Raw genomic sequence first — 18273 nt, forward strand, 5'->3', positions numbered from 1 at the left:
AACAAATAAAAAAGCATCTCTATAACAGCAGGTTTAGAGATGCAGTACTGGCCATTATCCAGAAAAGCAAAAAAGACATAATAAAGACCTTCCCACACCTCCCTATCCTCGTAGGTTTTTGGTGCTAAAGAAACAGGCAGGTCTCCTGGCTTATGGTCATCACTTGCTGCACCTTCCCATACAATCTCTGTACAGTGGCAAAAAGCAGCTTGCTCCCATTTACAGTGGCGGGACCGCGTTGGATTTTCACCAACTTCCCTTTTAAGTCTTAAAAATAAGACACCTGTTTCTTGTATGTATGAAATTTTCCGTCAAAATGTATTATACACTATTTGTCATAAGAAACAGTAAAATTTTTTGATCAAGGTTACCTCCTTAAAAAAGGTCAGACCCTTTTCCCTGAATTTCTATGTCGCAAAAAGCTGCCATTCTCTTGTTTTTTTATCAAAGACAAGTTTTGTATCGCTTTTTTGCATTTTTACTTTTTCAAATTCTTCATACATATCATCCATATTGTCAAAATCTCCAATTGCCCATATAGGAATTTCCAAGCGGTTTCGGTTTTTTGCAAGATTTTTTAACGACAAAACAGCACCTTCCTTCATAAACCCTGACAACGACATCAGAAGTTCTTTCGTCACAGGAGGATACGAGCGTTTTTTCTTGATTCCCAAAAGAGTCTTATCAATTTTCAATTGATTCAATTTCATGGAAATGACTTCACCAAGCATCCGGAAAAAATGGTTTAAATGACGGTAATAAGTTTTATTAAACCATCCGTCATCATGAGCCAAGTACACAAATTGATTGCGGAGATGGTTATAAAACGGCGGCTTTAGATGCTGCTTCAGATGGCCAAGGTATAAGAGTTCAGCAATCTCCCTTCCTGACAGCTCGTCAAGGCTTTCCACTTCTGCAAAGTCGATCCAGCAAAAATCTCCGTATCCGTAGACATCGTCCTTTACCAATTTATTCAGCCTCTCCTGCGGAACATATTCTAAAAGCGTATGCATGTTAAAATCACCGTCATCAAAACGATGTTTCAGCAATAACAAATTGTTCATGGAATCTGAAAGTGACCGGGCAAACTCAAAAAACTCGATTCCGTACGTAATAACATAACGGTCACTTTCATTTAAATGAACATAAATAAGATCGCGAAACTCTTGATTGTGCTTTTTCACTGGCGAAACCTCCGAGCATAATGAATAAATATTTTCTTCCGAGAAAATTCTGTTTTATAGATATAAAAAAAGCGGACTGCTACCTCTTTTCGAGAAAAAAACGAATCCACGGGAACCCTGTTTATATAAACGATCAATAAGCATCTTCTAATATTTTAACAAAAATTGAAAAAAATATCTTATCTCATTCATACAGTTTTCAAAAACTTATAGTATTCAAAGCCCATTCTTTTCAATATGCGTGTACCATATGAGCCATTCCTTTTCAGGCTCATAAACTGTAGATAAGAGAATCCCCAAAAATTTACTTTATATTATTCTTATACTATCGTTTCCATTAATAGATAATTTCCTTATAATAATCTAGGAAGCAGAAAGACCGGCGGAAGGAGCGTGAAAAGCATGATTAAAAACTTGACAGAGGATCAAATTACTCTTCAAATCATCAAATCATTGAAAGAAAACAAGAAGAAAGTATTTGAAGCTATAACGGACGAACTCCAGCCATACGATATTGCTCAGTTATATGAAAATCTGCCGGAGAAGCATAAAACACGTTTTCTTCTTTATTTAAACATCGACCAGCTTGCTGATTTAATAGAAGAATTAAACAGAGAAAAACAAATCGAAGTTTTAAATAAACTTGGCATCGAGAAAACCGGAAAGGTTCTCGATTTAATGGACAACGATGACCTTGCTTCTCTTTTAGATGACCTGTCGCCAGAAAAAATTTCAGGCTTGCTGGCCGGAATGAAACAGGAAGAGTCAAAGATTGTCCAGGACATTATGAAATACCCTCCTGAAACAGCCGGACGCTTAATGACGAACCGGTTTGTTTGGATCAGGAATTATTATACAGTAAGAGAAGCCGTAGAAAAACTTAAAGAGTTTGCCGAATTTGCGGAAACAATTAACTACTTGTACGTAGTCGACCAGGAACGGAAACTTGTCGGAGTTGTATCTTATCGGGACTTGCTTCTTGCTGAACCTGAAGAAATTATCCGCAACATTATGTACGAGCGTGTCATTTCGGTTAATGTTGCGACCGACCAAGAAGAGGTTGCACGGCTCATCGAGCGGTATGATTTTTTGGCCTTGCCTGTTGTAAACGAAGAAAACATTTTAATCGGAATTGTCACTGTCGATGATATTATTGACGTTTTTATTAAAGAAGCGAATGAGGATATAGAAAAGCTGTCCGCAACAGGGAAATCAATTGATTTTGAGACGAAATCAATTACTGCAGCTTTTCGCCGCCTCCCATGGTTAATATTGCTTTTGTTTATTGGGCTTGTTTCAGGCAAGATCATTAGCGGCTTTGAAGAAACGCTTCAAAAAGTAGTAGCCCTTGCTTTTTTTATGCCCATGATTGCCGGAATGACCGGCAATACCGGAACACAGTCGCTTGCTGTTGTCGTAAGAGGTTTGATCTCGCATGATATTAATAAAAAAATCATTTTCCGTTTAATTATGCGTGAACTCGGAGTAGGATTTATCATTGGCATTATATGCGGCTTATTAATTTCGTTGATCGCTTTTGTCTGGCAAGGCAATGCTATTTTAGGACTGGTAGTCGGCTGCTCACTGTTTCTTACTCTTATTATCGGAACCTTGGCAGGAACGATTATCCCATTGATCTTGTATCGCTGCAAAATTGACCCTGCTGTGGCTTCAGGCCCGTTAATTACGACATTGAACGATATATTCTCGCTCATAACGTATTTTGGACTTGCCTCTATGTTTATCAATCATTTAATGTGAAAACATTAGCTGCCTCTTGTAATTCAGAGCCATCCAAGCTCATTTTGCAGTAGGCAGCTTTTTTCGCAACCATAACTGTATTTACTCCGTTATATTGTAGGTACATAAATTCATTTAAAGAATCAAATAATAAATTTTAGGTTCATAAATTATTGTTTACTCATTTGTAAAAAAGATCAATATAATCCAATAGTTCGGTGCCTTCCGTGCAAAGATTTTTGCTGTAAAGACATTATTGATTGTAATTATCTTTTATTTATATTTATTATAATTTAATATTGACTTTTAAAAGAAGTATATTATAATTAAGATTATAATAAGAAACAAGGAGGAACATAAAACATGAATTTACATTCAGCATTAAACCTGCAAATTGCTAACTGGAACGTTCTTTATAACAAATTGCACCGCTTTCACTGGTATGTAAAAGGCCCGCTGTTTTTTACCCTTCATGAAAAATTTGAGGAGCTTTATGAAGAAGCGGCTGCCGTTATTGATAAAGTCGCCGAGCGTCTGCTTGCTATCGGCGGTGAACCAATTGCAACCATGAAAGAATATATCAATACAGCTACACTGAATGAAACAAACGGTGAAAAAACTGCAAATGAAATGGTTCAATCACTTATTCAAGATTACAAACAAGTAAAAAATGATTTAAAACAGCTGATAAAACTGGCTGAAGAAAACGATGATGACGTCACTGTCGATCTTGCCACAGGCTTAATGGAAAAATTAGATACCCATATCTGGATGCTGACAGCATATTTAGGTGATTAAACAAAAATTTAAGAGGCTGTCTCATAAGGGTCTGACCCCATGTGTATTTATCAATTTATAGCACATTTATCCAACGTTATGAGGTCTGACCCTTAGGCATTTAAGGCAGCCTCTTTTTTAATTAAGCGGAACAATTACTTCCTTTGTTTCATTTTTTGGAGAATTAATTAATGTTGAAACTTCATATGTTTCCATCTCTTCGGCATCGTATGGAACAAGAAGGGATTTCAAGTATTCCGTATCTTCAATCGTACGATCCAGCCAGGCGTTCTGATTTTCCCTCGTTAAAATAACCGGCATGCGGTCGTGAACTTTTTCTGTTAACTCGTTAGGCCGAGTTGTGATAATCGTGCATGAATAGATGATTTCATTTCCTTTTTCCCAGCGGTCCCATAATCCAGCAAATGCAAAAGGCTCCCTATTTTTTAGGACAAATCTGTATGGCTGCTTTGTTTTTCCGTCTTTTTTCCATTCATAAAAGCCGTCTGCCAAGATTAAGCATCTTCGCTTTTTTAAAGAATGTTTAAAGCTTGCTTTTTCATCCAGCGTTTCTGCTCTTGCATTGATCAATTTATAGCCAATCTTTTCATCTTTTGCCCAGAATGGAATAAGACCCCAACGCAGCTGCTTCCCTACCCTTCCTTTATTTCCCTGTATTACGGTTAAAATATTCTGGTTCGGCGCAATATTATATCTTGGGAAAAATTCACCTTCGTATTCAAACTGAAACTGCATCTGTAAACGATGAATATCTTCCGCCAAAGAAAATCGTCCGCACATGGAAACCACCCTCTTCTCCTTTTACCCCTTTTATACCACAATTCCATCATGCTTTCACGCTTTAGTGTAGTGAGGGTCTGGCCCCTGCTTTATTAACGCTTTAAAGCGTTAATAAAGCAGGGGCCAGACCCTTTTCGGTGTATGTATTTAAGCAACGCTTGGTTTTAATGGATACTTTTTTCATTGACTTTCTTTGGCTTGGCCTGTATTCTATTTCGTGTAACTTCATAGATGATTCCTCATCAGCTCAAGATGAGGTAGAGGTCGCGGTGTTTATCAGTATATTGTCAGAGAGTCAGAGAAACTCAATGAAGCAATTGAAAGGAACCACCGCCGAAGCGCCATAATTTCTCTGGTTATGGCAGCTGGGTCTGTATCCGAACAGGTGCAGAACTGTCATGGCGTTTGCTATGATGAACTATCCATTTGTCTGATGCGTTTGTATACGGCACATCGGCATCCGGTGTGTTTTTTTGTTTATTGCCGATCTGACATTATGCAAATGCAGATAGTTCCCCTATTTTGAGCCAAGAGGACAGGACAACATGAGAGGAGAAGAAATATGGGGAAAAATAATCAATTAAGTTTATGGATCCTTACCGCTCTTGTAGTGGGCAATATGGTAGGTTCAGGAATATTTATGCTGCCTCGGACATTATCAGAAGCAGCTAGTCCGGCAGGGGTTATCGGCGCCTGGATCCTGACAGGTTTTGGAGTTCTTATGACTTCTTTAGTATTTGGAAATTTAGCCTTAAGAAAGCCAAACCTTTCAGGCGGACCACAAATTTACGCAAAAGAATTGTTTAAACCAGGTTCAAAAACATCTATTCTTTCCGGCTTTATGGCTTCATGGGGATACTGGATTGGGAATTTAGCCGGCAACATTGCGATTATTACGACTTTCGCCGGCTACTTGTCAACATTTTTCCCTGTCATGACAAATGAGGCAGAACTGTTCACAATTGGTTCCTTTACTTTAAAAGCAGGCAACGCACTAACGTTTCTAGTTTGCACGCTTCTTTTGTGGGGAACGCATTTCATCATTTTAAGAGGATTAGAAAGTGCCGGTAAGCTGAATTTCGTTGCAACTTCCGCCAAAGTGATCGGATTCTTTTTATTCATATTGGTTGGTCTTTTCGCTTTCCAAAAAGCGAATATTCTTCCGTTTGCTGCACCGAGAGTTGGTGAAAACGGTGAAACAATCGGGCTGTTTGGACAAATTAACAATGCTGCCCTTTCAACATTATGGGCATTTGTTGGTGTAGAATCAGCTGTCGTGTTTGCATCAAGAGCAAAAAAGCAAACTGATGTAAAACGGGCGACAATTCTTGGATTGTTTATCGCCCTTGCCCTTTATATCGGCATAAGCACGCTTGTTATGGGGATGTTAAGCCAGGGAGCGCTTATCAAGTCTGAAAAACCGTTAATAGACGCCATACAAGCCGTTCTCGGACCAATTGGAGGAAAATTTTTAGCAGGAGTCGGCTTAATCAGCCTTTTTGGCTCTACGCTCGGCTGGGTGATGCTAAGTGCTGAAATTCCATACCAAGCAGCAAAACAAGGATTATTTATCCCGGCCTTCTTAAGAGAAAACAAAAAAGGGCTTCCGATCTTTTCGCTTTTTATGACAAATTGTCTTGGCCAGCTGTTTATTTTCTCAACGATCTCAAATTCCATTTCAGCGGCGTTCGATTTCGTAATTTACATCGCTACACTGTCATACCTTGTGCCATACTTTATTTCGTCAATCTTCCAGCTGAAGCTTGTTGCAACAGGCGAGACTTACACTGACAGCAGAAGCAGAATGAGCGACGCTGTTATTGCTGTCCTCTCCACCATTTATTCAGCATGGGTGATTATTGCAGGAACGGCTGACATTAAAACCTTTGCATTCGGAATGACGCTTCTCGCAAGCGGAATCTTGTTTTATAACCAGATTAAGAAACAACATGCAGCATCAAGCGCAAAAAATAAAATTCCTGCATAATAAACAAACAGGGCTGATAAGGGTCTGACTCTCTCTAACAATGACAATATTTATAGTATTTGTCTATATATTTTATAGGAGGGGGCTGATTCTTTATTTTTGAGTCAGCCCCTTCTTTGTTTCTCCGCGCATTTTTAATTTTTCCATTGATTCCCTTTGTAAATTCCCCTTTACAAAAACAAGCTAATAATATAACACGAATAGGGGTGGAATCATGGGAAAACTTTCAAAATTATTACTTGCCGTTTCAATTGTTATCCTGTTATTGATTGGATCAGTTTTTCTGTACGAGAATGGAAAAAATACGACAGGCCAATCAAACCTTGAAAACCGATTCAATGCTCCTGCCAATTTGCAAAATGTTGAACATGGCAAGAATATTCTTCAAATCAACAGCATTGCAATGGGGGAAACAATTAAAAGTCACTTGAGAAATGACCCTTCCATTTCTCTGATGAAACATAATAAAAAAAATGAAAGCCATTATAATAAAAGAGAAGTAACTGTAAAATTTGAACACCATCCCAGTGATTTGGAAATTGCCAGAATGACCAATGACATCAAAGGAAATGTCGTTAAATATTTGGATTCGACGATCGTATTTCGATCAAATGAACTTAGTACTTCAGAGCTGATCCAGTATTTTAACAGCCAGCCGGATTTTATATATGCTGAACCGAATTATCTTTACCTGCAAAACAAAATTGATTTTCCAAATGATCTACTCTATCGTGAGCAATATCAATGGAATCTCCCTGTTATTCAAACCGAAGCCGGATGGGATGTTACGAGAGGCGACGAAAAGATCATCATTGCGGTTGTGGATACGGGAGTTGACTTGAATCATCCGGATTTGCGCAAGCGGCTGACAAAAGGTTACAATGTGCTGGAAAATAATGATTATCCGGATGATGATAATGGCCATGGCACCCACGTAGCAGGTATTATCGCTTCAGAGACAAATAATCGGGAAGGAGTCGCCGGCATCACCTGGTATAACAAAATCATGCCTATAAAAGCAATGGGAGCTGAAGGATACGGTACGACCTTTGATATAGCAAAAGGTATCATCTGGGCAGCAGACCATGGAGCCGACGTAATAAACCTGAGCTTAGGAAATTATCAGCCCTCTTCACTCATGAAGGAAGCGGTCAAATACGCCTATGAAAAAAATGCTGTGATTATTTCAGCTGCGGGCAATGATAACTCAAGCCATCCCAGCTTTCCGGCTGCATATCCGGAAGTCCTTGGCGTATCAGCAGTCAGCTACACCGGCCAACGTGCACCTTTCTCGAATTATGGGGATTATATTGATGTATCTGCACCGGGAGTGCAAATCCCGAGCACATATTTCAACCAGCAGTATGCGGCCTTATCCGGTACATCGATGGCTTCTCCCCATGTCGCCGGGCTTGCAGGGCTGATCCTGTCAGCAAACCCTGAGTTGAGAAATAAAGAAGTTATGGACATCATCAAAAATACCGCCTATGACTTGGGAGCCCCGGGAAAAGATATTGACTTCGGAAGCGGATTAATTGATGTGAAAAAAGCACTCGAAGCCGTTAATGGCAAATAGACAAAGGGGCTGTCTCATAAGGGTCTGACCCCATGTGCATTTATCAATATATAGCACATTTATGCAACATTATGTCCTATATATTGTGTTATGGGGTCTGACCCTTAGGCATATGAGACAGCCCCCTTTGGTTAAACTGCTTTTAAGCAGAATTTACAAATACCACATTAATTTCTGAACTTCTTGTATCTTTAACTTTGAAATATGGGCAACTTTTTCACTGCCTGAAAAATAGGCAAGAAACGTTTCGCCGAAAGACTCTATCCTGACAATTTTCTTTAAGTTTACTAAGTAGGAACGATGAGTTTTGATAATGTATTCCGGCAGTCTTCTTTCAAGATCTTTGAGAGTTTGGGTTATCTCATAACGGTTATCTTTTGTATGGACAACAGTTTTCCTTTTTTCCTTTTCAACATAAAGGATATCCTTAATAGATAGATAAAAAAACGAATTATTAGATTTTAAAGCCAATTTGTTGAATTTTTTCGTTTGGGAAGAAGCAAATTTTTGTTGAAGCAATATTGCCTTTTTTGCTTTTTCTAACGCTGCAAATAAACGTGTTCTCTCAATTGGTTTTACTATATAATCCGTTGCCGCAATATTGAATGCTTCCACAGCAAACTCTTCATAACCCGTTGTAAAAATAACCTGAAGACTCGGGATCACTTTTTCACAAGATTTTACTGCATCTAATCCATTTAATCCCGGCATTTTAATATCGGCTAAAACGATGTCGGGTTTTTCTCTCATAGTCAGTTTTATTAATTCTTCTCCGTCCGAAGCTTCTCCTACAACATTAAAATCAGGCAATATTTGAATGAAATGTTTTAAAATTAATCTGGAGGAGGGTTCATCATCGGCAATTATAATTTTGAATCGATTCATATTATCCCACACTCCAAGTTCATTTTTCTAAATATAGCTAAAAGATTATTTTATCATTATCCAATCTTGCTGAAATTCCTTTTAGCTCTCTTTGAAATGTATATTTTACTTTTCCTATCTGGATTTCTGTTCCTTCCTTGACAATATCTATAGATATACTTTTGTCAGGAGGAACAATAATTTTCGTAGATGCACTTCCTTCAGATCCCGCTTCTTTTATTTTCGCCCCATTTTTTGCGTATACTTCTCCGCCTCTAAGAATGCCTTTTATTATTAATGTTCCTCCTGCGTGAATCTTTGAATGATAACATCCTTGACCATAAATGATTACGTCGCCCGATGAATAGATCGTGCTGTTTAAAGCATAACTTAATTCGATGAAACAATTTTGTTCCATAGGCTGACTGTGCTTTTCCATCATTTGCTCCAATCTTTTTTTGAGCTGGCCCATCTGCTGCAAGCTGTGAAATTCATTTGCAGCGGATGAAAGAAAAGTTTGCCGCAGCTGTTCCGCCATTGTCAGCCATTCTAAATCAAGAAGCCGGTTCCCTTTATTGCAAATCTCCAAAAATTGTTTTATCGGAGATTCGATTGCCCCAAATTTTTGTTCCATTAGAACCTTAATTAAAGGCTGGAACCCGCGTTTTTGGTAATCAGTTTTTTTAATAGCAGGCAAATTCATTAGTTGTTGAATCGATAAAATGATTTTACTTGTATAATCATGAATACTTGATAAGAGATGAACCAGTTCAGCCTCAAATATGTTTTGTTTCCCTGCTGATAAAGTGCTTCCAATGCAATTTCTGTAGATTTTTATTGAACTTTTCGATGAAACAGACGCACGGTTTACGTTTTGAAAAACATTGATAATTCCGTCGCCCTCTACCACCATTCCATCTTCGACATTTCCAATAATATCTATATCACCTCTAAAACGGATGTTTCCAGAGGAAATATTCACATCTCCATGATGAACATGCTTAGGTATAATAGATGCCTTGACTATTAATCCCCTATATTCAATTAACGGACGCCCCATTTCTGTTGCAACAATCTTTGAACCGTTCTCGATTAAGGCAATCCCTTTTCCTGCTTGTACAATAAGAGGGAAGGTCTGTTTCGCAGGCAAAGGTTCATTTGTTACTGTGAAACCTGGCTTGCCATTTGTAGGAGGATGAACTACAGCGATAACTTGTCCTTTTTTTACAGTTGGAATAAATTTTACTTCCCGAAAGTCAACTGTTCCATCTGCGCGTTCCTTGGGACCTGCTTTTTTTTCAACATCTACAACAAGTTCAAGCCAGCCGTTTTTCCCCTCTTCCGGCTTTATGCCGCTGGCAATAATAAACCTCCCCGGAGTTTCCGTATTTACAGCTCTCATAATTTCACTATGATTGATGCCATAAGCCACTTTTAATGATTTTAGTTTTTCTAATATTTTCGTATATTCAAGATCGTTTTTGATTTTTATGACCTCTTCGGCTTGTATTTCAATATGGAAATCAGGCTCACAATCTCGAATCATATATTTTTTTGTCATTCCCGGTGACACAGCCAAAATCGCATTCAATTTTTGGGAATCCAGTGTAATGTTCCATTGGGTTTCTTTTTCCTCTGCTTCTGTCTCAAATCTAAATTCATCCTCTTTTGCAACCACAGTGGTACCTGTTATTTGTTCTCCATTTTTATAACATTTGACCCCTTTGCCTACAGAAATAGTCGGATATCTTAACCGGGAAGACTTACAAAAAAGTTTTCCACCCTTCACCCAGACTTTTCCTTCAACTTGTTCAAGGTTAACTTTCTCTTGAATTTCAGAAAAAAAATTCTTTGGTCCTTCCATCATTTCAAGCTGCACTTCATTTTCGCCATCCAAGCTTTTTCTTAATTCCTCAAATTCATGAATATTTTCTTCCGAAGTTCTTTCCAGTTGGTTATTGTATCGCTGTTTCGTTAGTTTAACTACCGCAGGTTTAGATCCTATCCGGAAAAAGCCTTTTTTTTCACGCTGGATAATCTCAATCGATGCATCTTCCTTGTCAATTCCCAATGCATTTAACCCATGCTTAATGGCTTCATTTACATTTTTTCCACTCGAAAAGATTGATTGGCTCATATCCATCTACCTTTCAGGATATCGCTTGATATAACGCTCTCTTTCCTTCAATATCTTTAATCACATTTTCAAACTCTTCATCAACTGGAAGATATATTTTTTATATATTATTATCAGCCATTTTATTGATTTTCATCATCATATCCACCATCCGTTTTTTAATATCTTAATAAATGTAACTTTTATCCTATTTCGTGTCTATTCTCTAAATCGCATAATACACACTAAATAGAACTCATAAACTGACCAAAAAAACAGAATAAGCAAAAAAAAAGACTTTTAACGACATTTTTTGCGAAATAGCGACATAAAAAGAGTTACCCCCCTAACAAGGGGTAACTTTGAGAGATAAAGGTTTTTCAACTTATCTTGGATATACAAAGTTTAGTATTATTATTTCTCGCGGACAAAAATATCCTCTATGCCGTCCTTTGAATAAAATGCTTTTGGCTGCGTTGATTTTACAATTGGAAGACTGAACCAGAAATCACTTCCTTCTCCTTCTCTGCTTTCCACGCCAATCTCGCCGCCCATTAGCTGCAGCAGCTGCTTGACTAATGATAACCCGATTCCTGTTCCTTCTATATTTTTATTGGGAAGACGGTAAAACGGCTCAAATATTTTATCATACTCATTCTTTCTAATTCCGATACCCGTATCTTTTATGTGGAAAATTAATTTTCTGTTCTTATTTTCACAATAAATATAAATTTTCCCATTTTCTTTATTATATTTAATGGCATTGTCCAATAAATTTATCATGATCTGTTTTACTCTTACGTGATCTATCAAAACATAGACATTTTGACAATCATTCAGACTCTTACTAATTTTGATATTTTTTTTAGAAGCAGCGGGCAATACCATGTTTACGCATTCTTCAATAATCGAATGGATGTGGGCGAATTCTAATTTAATAGTCAATTTGCCTAATTCGATTTTAGATAGATCTAAAAGATCATTAATAATATTTAAAAGGTGCCGGCCCCCTTTTAAAATTTCCCGGACATACTCCTGTTGTTGGTCACTTAAAGAATGATCCAATTCAAGGAGCTGTGAAAATCCTAAAATTCCATTTAGGGGCGTCCGAAGTTCATGACTCAATGTCGAGAGGAATTCGGATTTAGCTTGATTTGCCTTTACAGCTTCCTCTTTCGCCCTGATCATTTCCATCTCCATCTGCTTTCTTTCCGTAATATCAGACATCGTTATCAACACTTTGGCTGATTCTTCTTCATCTGATTTTTCCAGGAGTTTTGTATTCACAGAAAACCAGGCTACTTTTTTATTTTTTTTTATTCCTATTACTTTGTGGTGAAATTGGACTCCTGTGTTAAGGGTGAAGAAGCCCCGCAATTGTTCATTGTTTAACGGTGTGCCGTCTTCTTCAATGAAACTGATCAGATTGTCTTCAAATCTTAAATTCTCGAATTCTTCTATTTCAATTTCAACTATTTTTAAGATGTTATCATTTAATAATGTTATTTTGCCGGTACTGTCATAGATCATTACACATTCTGACATTGCATTTAAGATATTGCGGAATAATTTTTCATATTTTCCGCTTTTTTTTTAGCATATCCAATAGTGATAATGGCAGTTATTAAATTAATAATAATTAATCTAAGCCAATAACTTAACTCTTCCGGAAAAATTTGATGAAAAATAGTAAAACTAATAAGTTCAAGTTCATATTCGCTTATAAAATACATTAATAACACTCCTTCCTTTCTTTACAATCGCCGGTAATTTCCTCTATTTCATACAAGTAAAAACCTTTTTAACGCCATTTCTAACTCTTTGAAGACACGTCAAACACATTTTTCGACATATCGTGTCGACCATGTTGTTAATATCATACTAAAGGTCTATGATAATGCTAATAAATGCCAATTACTAAGGAGGAAGGCATGTGGAAATCCTTCGCTCACAATTTATGACTAACGAAAATATAGTGATTTTTGTTTTGCTGGCTGGCGTTTTATTTTATATAAAAATTTTATTTTTGACAAAACTCCTTTTTCAGAAACGTAAAAATATGGAGTATAAATCACTTTATTTTAATCATTCCTTTGCCATTTTTACCCTCGATCTAAACGGGAATATTATTGACACAAATCCCGCAGCTGAGGAATTAACAGGCTATAAAAAAGGGGAATTGGTAAAACGCCCATTTTCAAATCTATTAACCTCTAAAAGTTTAACAATTCAAACACTACAATTCAATGATTCCTTAATAGGGAAATCGAACGAATATTCTGTTTCCAGTATAAGAAAGAACGGAATTGAACAAACCCTCTTTATTAAAACCATTCCAATTATAAAAAGAAAAAAACAAATGGCCTCTTTTTGATTGTCCATGATTTCACCGAAAATCATTCAATCAAAACATTTATGCAAAAAACGAACGAACAGCTGCAATCCAATAATAACAGAACTACTGATGCTGTTTATGATACAAACCTGAATGAAAGAAGTCATGGAAGAAATACAAATTGTTTCTATAATAAAGAGATTGAGAAAAATTTATCGAGAACGATTTTATTAGAAAGCGAGCTTAGAAATGCAATAAAAAAGAATTACTTTTATCTCGTTTATCAGCCACAAATAAACCTTTTTACTGGTGAAACCGAGTGTATGGAAATACTTCTTCGTTTTGACCATCCTATGCTCGGTTCAGTTTCACCTCAAAAATTTATTCCAATCTGTGAAAAAGCCGGAATCATCAATGATATAACTGCCTGGATTATAGAGCAAGCAGGGATCCAATATTCAAAATGGATAGCAAAAGGATTCGCGCCAGTAAAATTTGCGGTAAACTTTTCGCCATTCACTTTAAAAGATGAACGATTTGTAGAAAAATTGATGCAAATTGTTGTTGAATTACCCTTTCCGCCTCAGTATTTAGAAATTGAATTGACCGAGAATGCTTTATTGCAGGATTTCGAAGCAATCCGCAATAATCTTTTTAAATTAAAAGATATAGCTGTAACAATTGCACTTGATGATTTCGGGACTGGTTATTCTTCTTTTCTTTACTTAAAAAATCTCCCAATTGATAAAATAAAAATTGCTAAGGAGTTTATTCAAGGCATCACCGGGGAATATGGGGGGAAAGATCAAGCAATTATTAACTCTATTATTTCTTTAGCAAAGGAAATAGAAATTGATGTAGTTTGTGAAGGGGTTGAAACTTCTGAACAAGCAGATTTCTTATTCAAAACCCAATGTAAATATGCACAAGGATACCATTTCTTTAAACCTCTTACCGCCGAAGAATTAGAGAAGAAGAGAGTTCTTTGTGCACATTCGCTTATACAATAAGAAACTTGCATGATTACTGATTCACACCCCGAATTCTTTATTTTCATACAAAAACGAAACCGCATTGCTTTGCTTCCATTGATATTATTAGATATAAATTCCTTTAAGGGGTAAATCAGATTTTACACGACGAAATGCTTAAGATGAATTATAAAGTAAATGTTGAAGGTGTAAGTGCTGAAGAAGTTGCAAGAGAGTATTTGGAAAGAAACGGTCTTCTGTAGACTCCTTATGTTTTGGGCAGCAGGCACAATAACTATTTCGATAGAATTCGGAGGCGTATCGTTAGGAAACATTGATAGCCCTTTAATGACGGGCTGTAACTTATGAACAGAATTTACGAGCAGGAGCCATTTCCTGCTCAATCATCTTTTAAAAAGGAACTAATATTTCAGAATGAACTTAGTAAAAGCAGTGAAATCGTCTAAATGGTTTTCTACAATTTTCTGTAAAATTTCAAAATTGATGGTTTGATAATCATGAACTGCAATATTACGAAAGCCAACCATGGCTTTCATTCGATTTGCTATTTCATCTGAAATGATGCTGTGTGAACGAAGCATATCAAAAGCATCGCGACTTGTTTGGGGAAGCCCAAGACGTTTTTCTGCCACAATATGCATGGCCAAATCAATGCACGCTTCACAAGCACGCTGAATGTTTAAAATAATAGAATCTTGTTTCGTATAATCTCTTAAGTTGTTTGGATCCCCTTGATAAACATCTTGTATTCGTTTTTTGCATCGCTCAATAACACTAATCTTATTCAAGATTACATCATTTTTCATAGACAGACCCACTCTCATCTACATTATTTAAAATATGTTTTCGTTCTTCATTTAATTTTGCGTACATGCTTAAGGCTGTCATTTCCATTTTCATTCTTAAAGTCTCATCTGCACAAAAAATAACTTTTCCCGTTGTAAATATTTGGGCTTGAAATACAGTGGAAGCTTTACGGATCTCAACCAAATCCACTTCTTTATTCAATATGTCTGCCAGCTCCTGTGAAATCATAAATAAATCATAACTGCTGAACGTTGTTTCACTGTAGAATGCCACATCAATGTCACTTTCTTTATGGTCCGTTCCTTTAGCAATCGAGCCAAATACAATAATAAAGACTGGATTTACTTTATCTATAAGAAATTCTTTAATTTTATCAAAGTGCTCATTCACCATGGGAATTCACCCCAAATAAGGTTATCAAGAATATTATATCAAACAATTGTCCTTATCCTAATAACTTTCATAGTAACGTTTGAAGGATTAAAGAAACTGCTGAGAAAGCAGGCGCTACAGAAGTGTCTTAACACCCATCTAAGCCGAAGATTTTTATCGCACACTATCCCTTTGCTTTATCTTTTTTGTTTATCAATTGCATCAGGAGACGGATAGAAAGCGAAAGAATAAAGACGCTTATAAATGAGTACATCCACGTCCATGTATGGTATTTAATTAAACCTGTATATTTTTCACTAAGAACCTCAATGACTGTTATAGCTGCGGAATACAATGTACATTGTAGAATAATACCTAAAATTTTTGATCGATAAGATGTTTGATAAAAGTAAACACAAACAATTGGATATAGAAAGTATTCAAAAAGAAGACTCTGTTCGAAATATTTACTTAAAAACCTTACAGGGTATTCAATCATCTTTTTTTCTACAACAATAACTCCGAAAAATGTCGAAAAATAAGCTTTAAAAAGGAAAACTAAAATCGTGTCTTTGATTAATGGTTTTCTTAAACTGAAGCAAAATAAGACGATTCCAATGATAAACAATACCCACAATATGATTCTATCCATAAATAAATTAGTCTCCCATTGTTAATTTGCTTATCAGTTATTATGTCCAAAAAAAGAAATCTTTATCAATGCTTAAAAAAGCAGGAACCGGTTTCTTCAGATCAACTCAAAATAAAGGGGCTGTCATAAGGGTCTGACCTCATGTGCATTTATCAATATATGGCACATTTATCCAACATTATGTCCTATATATTGTGTTATGGGGTCTGACCCTTGGGTTTCTGAGCAGCCTCTTCAAACTATTGCAATTTGTCAAGAGCCATGTTTAATTTTAAAACGTTGACTCTAGGTTCACCGAAAACGCCTAATTGGCGCCCTTCTGTATGTTCCTTAATTAATTTATAAAGTTCCTCTTCATCTATTCCTCTTATCTTAGCAATTCGCGGAACTTGAATTTCCGCTGCTAACGGAGAAATATGCGGATCAAGCCCCGAAGCTGAGTTTGTTAATAAATCTGCCGGTATGTCTTCTTTTTTCACTTCAGGATTGGCAGCGAGAAACGCCTCGATATCTTTCTTAGTCCGCTCTATCAGTTCTTTATTGGAAGGGGCATAGTTGTTTGAACCCGATCCGGCAGCATCATATTTAATTCACCCTGCCCAGACCATAAATAAACAAATTGCGGTTTAATAATTTCGTTGCACTCATCGGAACATACTTAACACTGCCGATCTTGACGAGAAATCAAAGAAAATCTCCATGGAAGGCGAAACTCCGTTAGCTGTAGCAGAAGGTAATCGTATATTAGGATTGATTTACTTGAAAGATACAGTCAATGGCCTCCTTGCTTTTTCACATATTCTTTTATTGCGTCAACGGCCCCTTTTCTTACTTCCAGGCCATCAGAAAAATTCGTCCCGCTCATCCGAGTTTCCGCTTTAAATTCTACTCCTTCTGAACCACTGATATCCGGCTCCGGCACACCTAATTTTTTCCCTAGTTCAATAATGGAGCGTCCTTCAGGAGTTTCTCATAAAGTTGCAAAGAATAAAAAATAGACCAATTCATACTTATTCCCCAAATTGAAATCAATAGAAAACAGATCCATTGCTCTAAATAAAGTTAGCCGGCAATGGCCCTCTGAAGAATAAATTTCAATGTATGGAGAAAAAGTACTCATTGGTCTACTTAACGCCCAGCTAGCATACAGCTCTCTTTGCGTTCTGTCTCCCATGTTCCTTTTTCGTATTAAAATAGGCATAAGAAAAAGACCTACTTTAGTATCAGGCTGCTTTTTTGCTATCTTTGACAACAAAAAAGCCCCCTGAAACAGGCGGTCTTGTGACCTCCTTCGCTTTAGCCGACGAAGTTAGCTGACGGGTAGGATGGCGAAAGAGTTTCTCATCCCTTCTGCGAATCGCAGAATTAACCCCAAAAAAGTGGTTCCTCCGCTCCTGAGTGCCTCAGGATTAGGCCGAAATATGCAATTTTTTAAGTTGCTATCATTGTAAGATCATTTTAATTATTTGTTAAATCTTATCTTTGGTCAAAAACTGCCATTTTTGACGATTTTACTAACTAAATATCTTCCTTTCTATTTCCTTCTTATTTTTTCAAATTTTTTCTAGGGATTCTATTCATTTTTAATCCTATTGACATTTTTGTACATACGAAAGTAAGATAATGTAAATATATGACAATATGTATACTCTCATTTGGAGGTATTCAAATTATGGCTTTGCCATCGAAAAAAAAGTTGGAAGCAGATATAAGCGCCGCCTTTATAAAATTTCATCGTGATCTTCTCGGCCGCGGACCTCAAGAAGCAAAAACATACATTGTTCAGGATATGGTGATTACCCGTTTTAAAGGTGTCTTGACAGTTGAGGAAAAACACTTGGTCGGCCATGAGAAAGGAAGAATCCTGGTTAAAAAAATGAGGCAAGTGCTTCGCGAAATGTACAGCCGGGATTTTGAAGAAATAGTAGAAACCCTGACCGGATGCAAAGTACTCTCAAGCCACAGCGATATTAGTACAAAAATGGGAGAAAGAATTGAAGTTTTTATTGTAGATAAAGACTTGGAAAAATATCTGGAACAAAAACAATGATTATTGGGTCAGACCCCTCA

The 18273-nt window shown here is 36.7% G+C and carries 17 protein-coding genes, 2 pseudogenes and 3 riboswitches; of the genes and pseudogenes, 7 read left to right on the plus strand and 12 right to left on the minus strand.

The annotated features are described in order from the left end of the window. Nucleotides 1–118: 118 nt before the first annotated feature. A riboswitch (cobalamin riboswitch) is annotated at nucleotides 119–302 on the minus strand. A 105-nt stretch (nucleotides 303–407) separates the two neighbouring features. Beyond that, nucleotides 408–1184, minus strand: a complete 777-nt coding sequence (locus tag PB1_RS05730) for a hypothetical protein (RefSeq protein WP_003351300.1) — start codon at nucleotides 1182–1184, stop codon at nucleotides 408–410. A gap of 402 nt (nucleotides 1185–1586) precedes the next feature. Between PB1_RS05730 and mgtE the strand changes: the two genes are divergently transcribed. Further along, nucleotides 1587–2945, plus strand: a complete 1359-nt coding sequence (gene mgtE, locus PB1_RS05735) for a magnesium transporter (protein ID WP_003351302.1) — start codon at nucleotides 1587–1589, stop codon at nucleotides 2943–2945. A 342-nt stretch (nucleotides 2946–3287) separates the two neighbouring features. Next, the gene (locus PB1_RS05740; RefSeq protein ID WP_003351303.1) at nucleotides 3288–3722 is read left to right on the plus strand and encodes a Dps family protein; all 435 of its coding nucleotides are present in this window, start codon (nucleotides 3288–3290) and stop codon (nucleotides 3720–3722) included. A gap of 117 nt (nucleotides 3723–3839) precedes the next feature. Here the strand turns inward: PB1_RS05740 and PB1_RS05745 are convergent, their stop codons facing one another. Then, nucleotides 3840–4502 (minus strand): SOS response-associated peptidase, encoded by a 663-nt coding sequence (locus PB1_RS05745; RefSeq protein ID WP_003351305.1) that lies wholly within the window; start codon nucleotides 4500–4502, stop codon nucleotides 3840–3842. Between the two features lie 250 nt (nucleotides 4503–4752). Beyond that, a riboswitch (Lysine riboswitch) is annotated at nucleotides 4753–4931 on the plus strand. 133 nt (nucleotides 4932–5064) lie between these two features. Between PB1_RS05745 and PB1_RS05750 the strand changes: the two genes are divergently transcribed. Next, nucleotides 5065–6489: an amino acid permease gene (locus tag PB1_RS05750; RefSeq protein WP_003351307.1), complete on the plus strand. Its 1425-nt coding sequence runs from the start codon at nucleotides 5065–5067 to the stop codon at nucleotides 6487–6489. A 214-nt stretch (nucleotides 6490–6703) separates the two neighbouring features. Further along, nucleotides 6704–8065, plus strand: coding sequence for a S8 family peptidase (locus PB1_RS05755; RefSeq protein ID WP_003351308.1), 1362 nt, complete (start codon nucleotides 6704–6706; stop codon nucleotides 8063–8065). A 153-nt stretch (nucleotides 8066–8218) separates the two neighbouring features. Here the strand turns inward: PB1_RS05755 and PB1_RS05760 are convergent, their stop codons facing one another. From PB1_RS05760 to PB1_RS05775, 4 genes are all read right to left on the minus strand, one after another. Then, nucleotides 8219–8950, minus strand: coding sequence for a LytR/AlgR family response regulator transcription factor (locus PB1_RS05760; protein WP_003351309.1), 732 nt, complete (start codon nucleotides 8948–8950; stop codon nucleotides 8219–8221). 37 nt (nucleotides 8951–8987) lie between these two features. Beyond that, complete coding sequence (locus tag PB1_RS05765) at nucleotides 8988–11066, minus strand: flagellar assembly protein A (RefSeq protein WP_003351310.1); 2079 nt, start codon at nucleotides 11064–11066, stop codon at nucleotides 8988–8990. A gap of 393 nt (nucleotides 11067–11459) precedes the next feature. Next, complete coding sequence (locus PB1_RS05770) at nucleotides 11460–12575, minus strand: sensor histidine kinase (RefSeq protein ID WP_003351311.1); 1116 nt, start codon at nucleotides 12573–12575, stop codon at nucleotides 11460–11462. 20 nt (nucleotides 12576–12595) lie between these two features. Beyond that, nucleotides 12596–12778, minus strand: a complete 183-nt coding sequence (locus tag PB1_RS05775; RefSeq protein WP_003351312.1) for a hypothetical protein — start codon at nucleotides 12776–12778, stop codon at nucleotides 12596–12598. A gap of 200 nt (nucleotides 12779–12978) precedes the next feature. Between PB1_RS05775 and PB1_RS05780 the strand changes: the two genes are divergently transcribed. Beyond that, nucleotides 12979–13419, plus strand: coding sequence for a PAS domain S-box protein (locus PB1_RS05780; RefSeq protein ID WP_003351313.1), 441 nt, complete (start codon nucleotides 12979–12981; stop codon nucleotides 13417–13419). Further along, nucleotides 13416–14390, plus strand: coding sequence for a putative bifunctional diguanylate cyclase/phosphodiesterase (locus PB1_RS05785; protein ID WP_003351315.1), 975 nt, complete (start codon nucleotides 13416–13418; stop codon nucleotides 14388–14390). Before PB1_RS05780 ends, PB1_RS05785 begins: the two co-directional genes overlap by 4 nt. Before the next feature lie 383 nt (nucleotides 14391–14773). On the opposite strand, the gene hepT is transcribed toward PB1_RS05785, so the two are convergent. The 6 genes and pseudogenes from hepT to PB1_RS05810 form a co-directional block, all read right to left on the minus strand. Continuing rightward, nucleotides 14774–15178, minus strand: coding sequence for a type VII toxin-antitoxin system HepT family RNase toxin (gene hepT, locus PB1_RS05790; protein WP_003351317.1), 405 nt, complete (start codon nucleotides 15176–15178; stop codon nucleotides 14774–14776). Next, nucleotides 15168–15572 (minus strand): type VII toxin-antitoxin system MntA family adenylyltransferase antitoxin, encoded by a 405-nt coding sequence (gene mntA / locus PB1_RS05795; protein WP_003351318.1) that lies wholly within the window; start codon nucleotides 15570–15572, stop codon nucleotides 15168–15170. The genes hepT and mntA overlap by 11 nt, the downstream gene beginning before the upstream one ends. Before the next feature lie 163 nt (nucleotides 15573–15735). Continuing rightward, entirely contained in the window at nucleotides 15736–16203 is a 468-nt protein-coding gene (locus tag PB1_RS05800; RefSeq protein ID WP_003351319.1) for a CBO0543 family protein, read from the minus strand. A gap of 239 nt (nucleotides 16204–16442) precedes the next feature. Continuing rightward, nucleotides 16443–16793, minus strand: a pseudogene (locus PB1_RS16545) (potassium-transporting ATPase subunit C); the annotation flags it as partial. Nucleotides 16794–16981: 188 nt separating this feature from the next. Next, nucleotides 16982–17173, minus strand: a pseudogene (locus PB1_RS17405) (potassium-transporting ATPase B chain 1); the annotation flags it as partial. After that, nucleotides 17174–17455, minus strand: a complete 282-nt coding sequence (locus PB1_RS05810; RefSeq protein WP_003351322.1) for a hypothetical protein — start codon at nucleotides 17453–17455, stop codon at nucleotides 17174–17176. A 31-nt stretch (nucleotides 17456–17486) separates the two neighbouring features. Next, nucleotides 17487–17629, minus strand: a riboswitch (cyclic di-AMP (ydaO/yuaA leader). Nucleotides 17630–17875: 246 nt separating this feature from the next. On the opposite strand from PB1_RS05810, the gene PB1_RS05815 reads away from it, so the two are divergent. Then, nucleotides 17876–18253, plus strand: coding sequence for a Na-translocating system protein MpsC family protein (locus PB1_RS05815; protein WP_003351323.1), 378 nt, complete (start codon nucleotides 17876–17878; stop codon nucleotides 18251–18253). The last annotated feature ends 20 nt before the right edge of the window (nucleotides 18254–18273 follow it).

Origin of the sequence: Bacillus methanolicus PB1, assembly GCF_000262755.1 — a bacterium.
Taxonomy (GTDB): Bacteria; Bacillota; Bacilli; order Bacillales; family Cytobacillaceae; genus Bacillus_Z; species Bacillus_Z methanolicus.

Coding starts and splice junctions, on each gene's coding strand:
- mgtE (WP_003351302.1), top strand. CDS start 1,587: ATGATTAAAAACTTGACAGAGGATCAAATTACTCTTCAAATCATCAAA.
- PB1_RS05740 (WP_003351303.1), top strand. CDS start 3,288: ATGAATTTACATTCAGCATTAAACCTGCAAATTGCTAACTGGAACGTT.
- PB1_RS05745 (WP_003351305.1), bottom strand. CDS start 4,502: ATGTGCGGACGATTTTCTTTGGCGGAAGATATTCATCGTTTACAGATG.
- PB1_RS05750 (WP_003351307.1), top strand. CDS start 5,065: ATGGGGAAAAATAATCAATTAAGTTTATGGATCCTTACCGCTCTTGTA.
- PB1_RS05755 (WP_003351308.1), top strand. CDS start 6,704: ATGGGAAAACTTTCAAAATTATTACTTGCCGTTTCAATTGTTATCCTG.
- PB1_RS05760 (WP_003351309.1), bottom strand. CDS start 8,950: ATGAATCGATTCAAAATTATAATTGCCGATGATGAACCCTCCTCCAGA.
- PB1_RS05765 (WP_003351310.1), bottom strand. CDS start 11,066: ATGAGCCAATCAATCTTTTCGAGTGGAAAAAATGTAAATGAAGCCATT.
- PB1_RS05770 (WP_003351311.1), bottom strand. CDS start 12,575: ATGATCTATGACAGTACCGGCAAAATAACATTATTAAATGATAACATC.
- PB1_RS05775 (WP_003351312.1), bottom strand. CDS start 12,778: ATGTATTTTATAAGCGAATATGAACTTGAACTTATTAGTTTTACTATT.
- hepT (WP_003351317.1), bottom strand. CDS start 15,178: ATGAAAAATGATGTAATCTTGAATAAGATTAGTGTTATTGAGCGATGC.
- mntA (WP_003351318.1), bottom strand. CDS start 15,572: ATGGTGAATGAGCACTTTGATAAAATTAAAGAATTTCTTATAGATAAA.
- PB1_RS05800 (WP_003351319.1), bottom strand. CDS start 16,203: ATGGATAGAATCATATTGTGGGTATTGTTTATCATTGGAATCGTCTTA.
- PB1_RS05815 (WP_003351323.1), top strand. CDS start 17,876: ATGGCTTTGCCATCGAAAAAAAAGTTGGAAGCAGATATAAGCGCCGCC.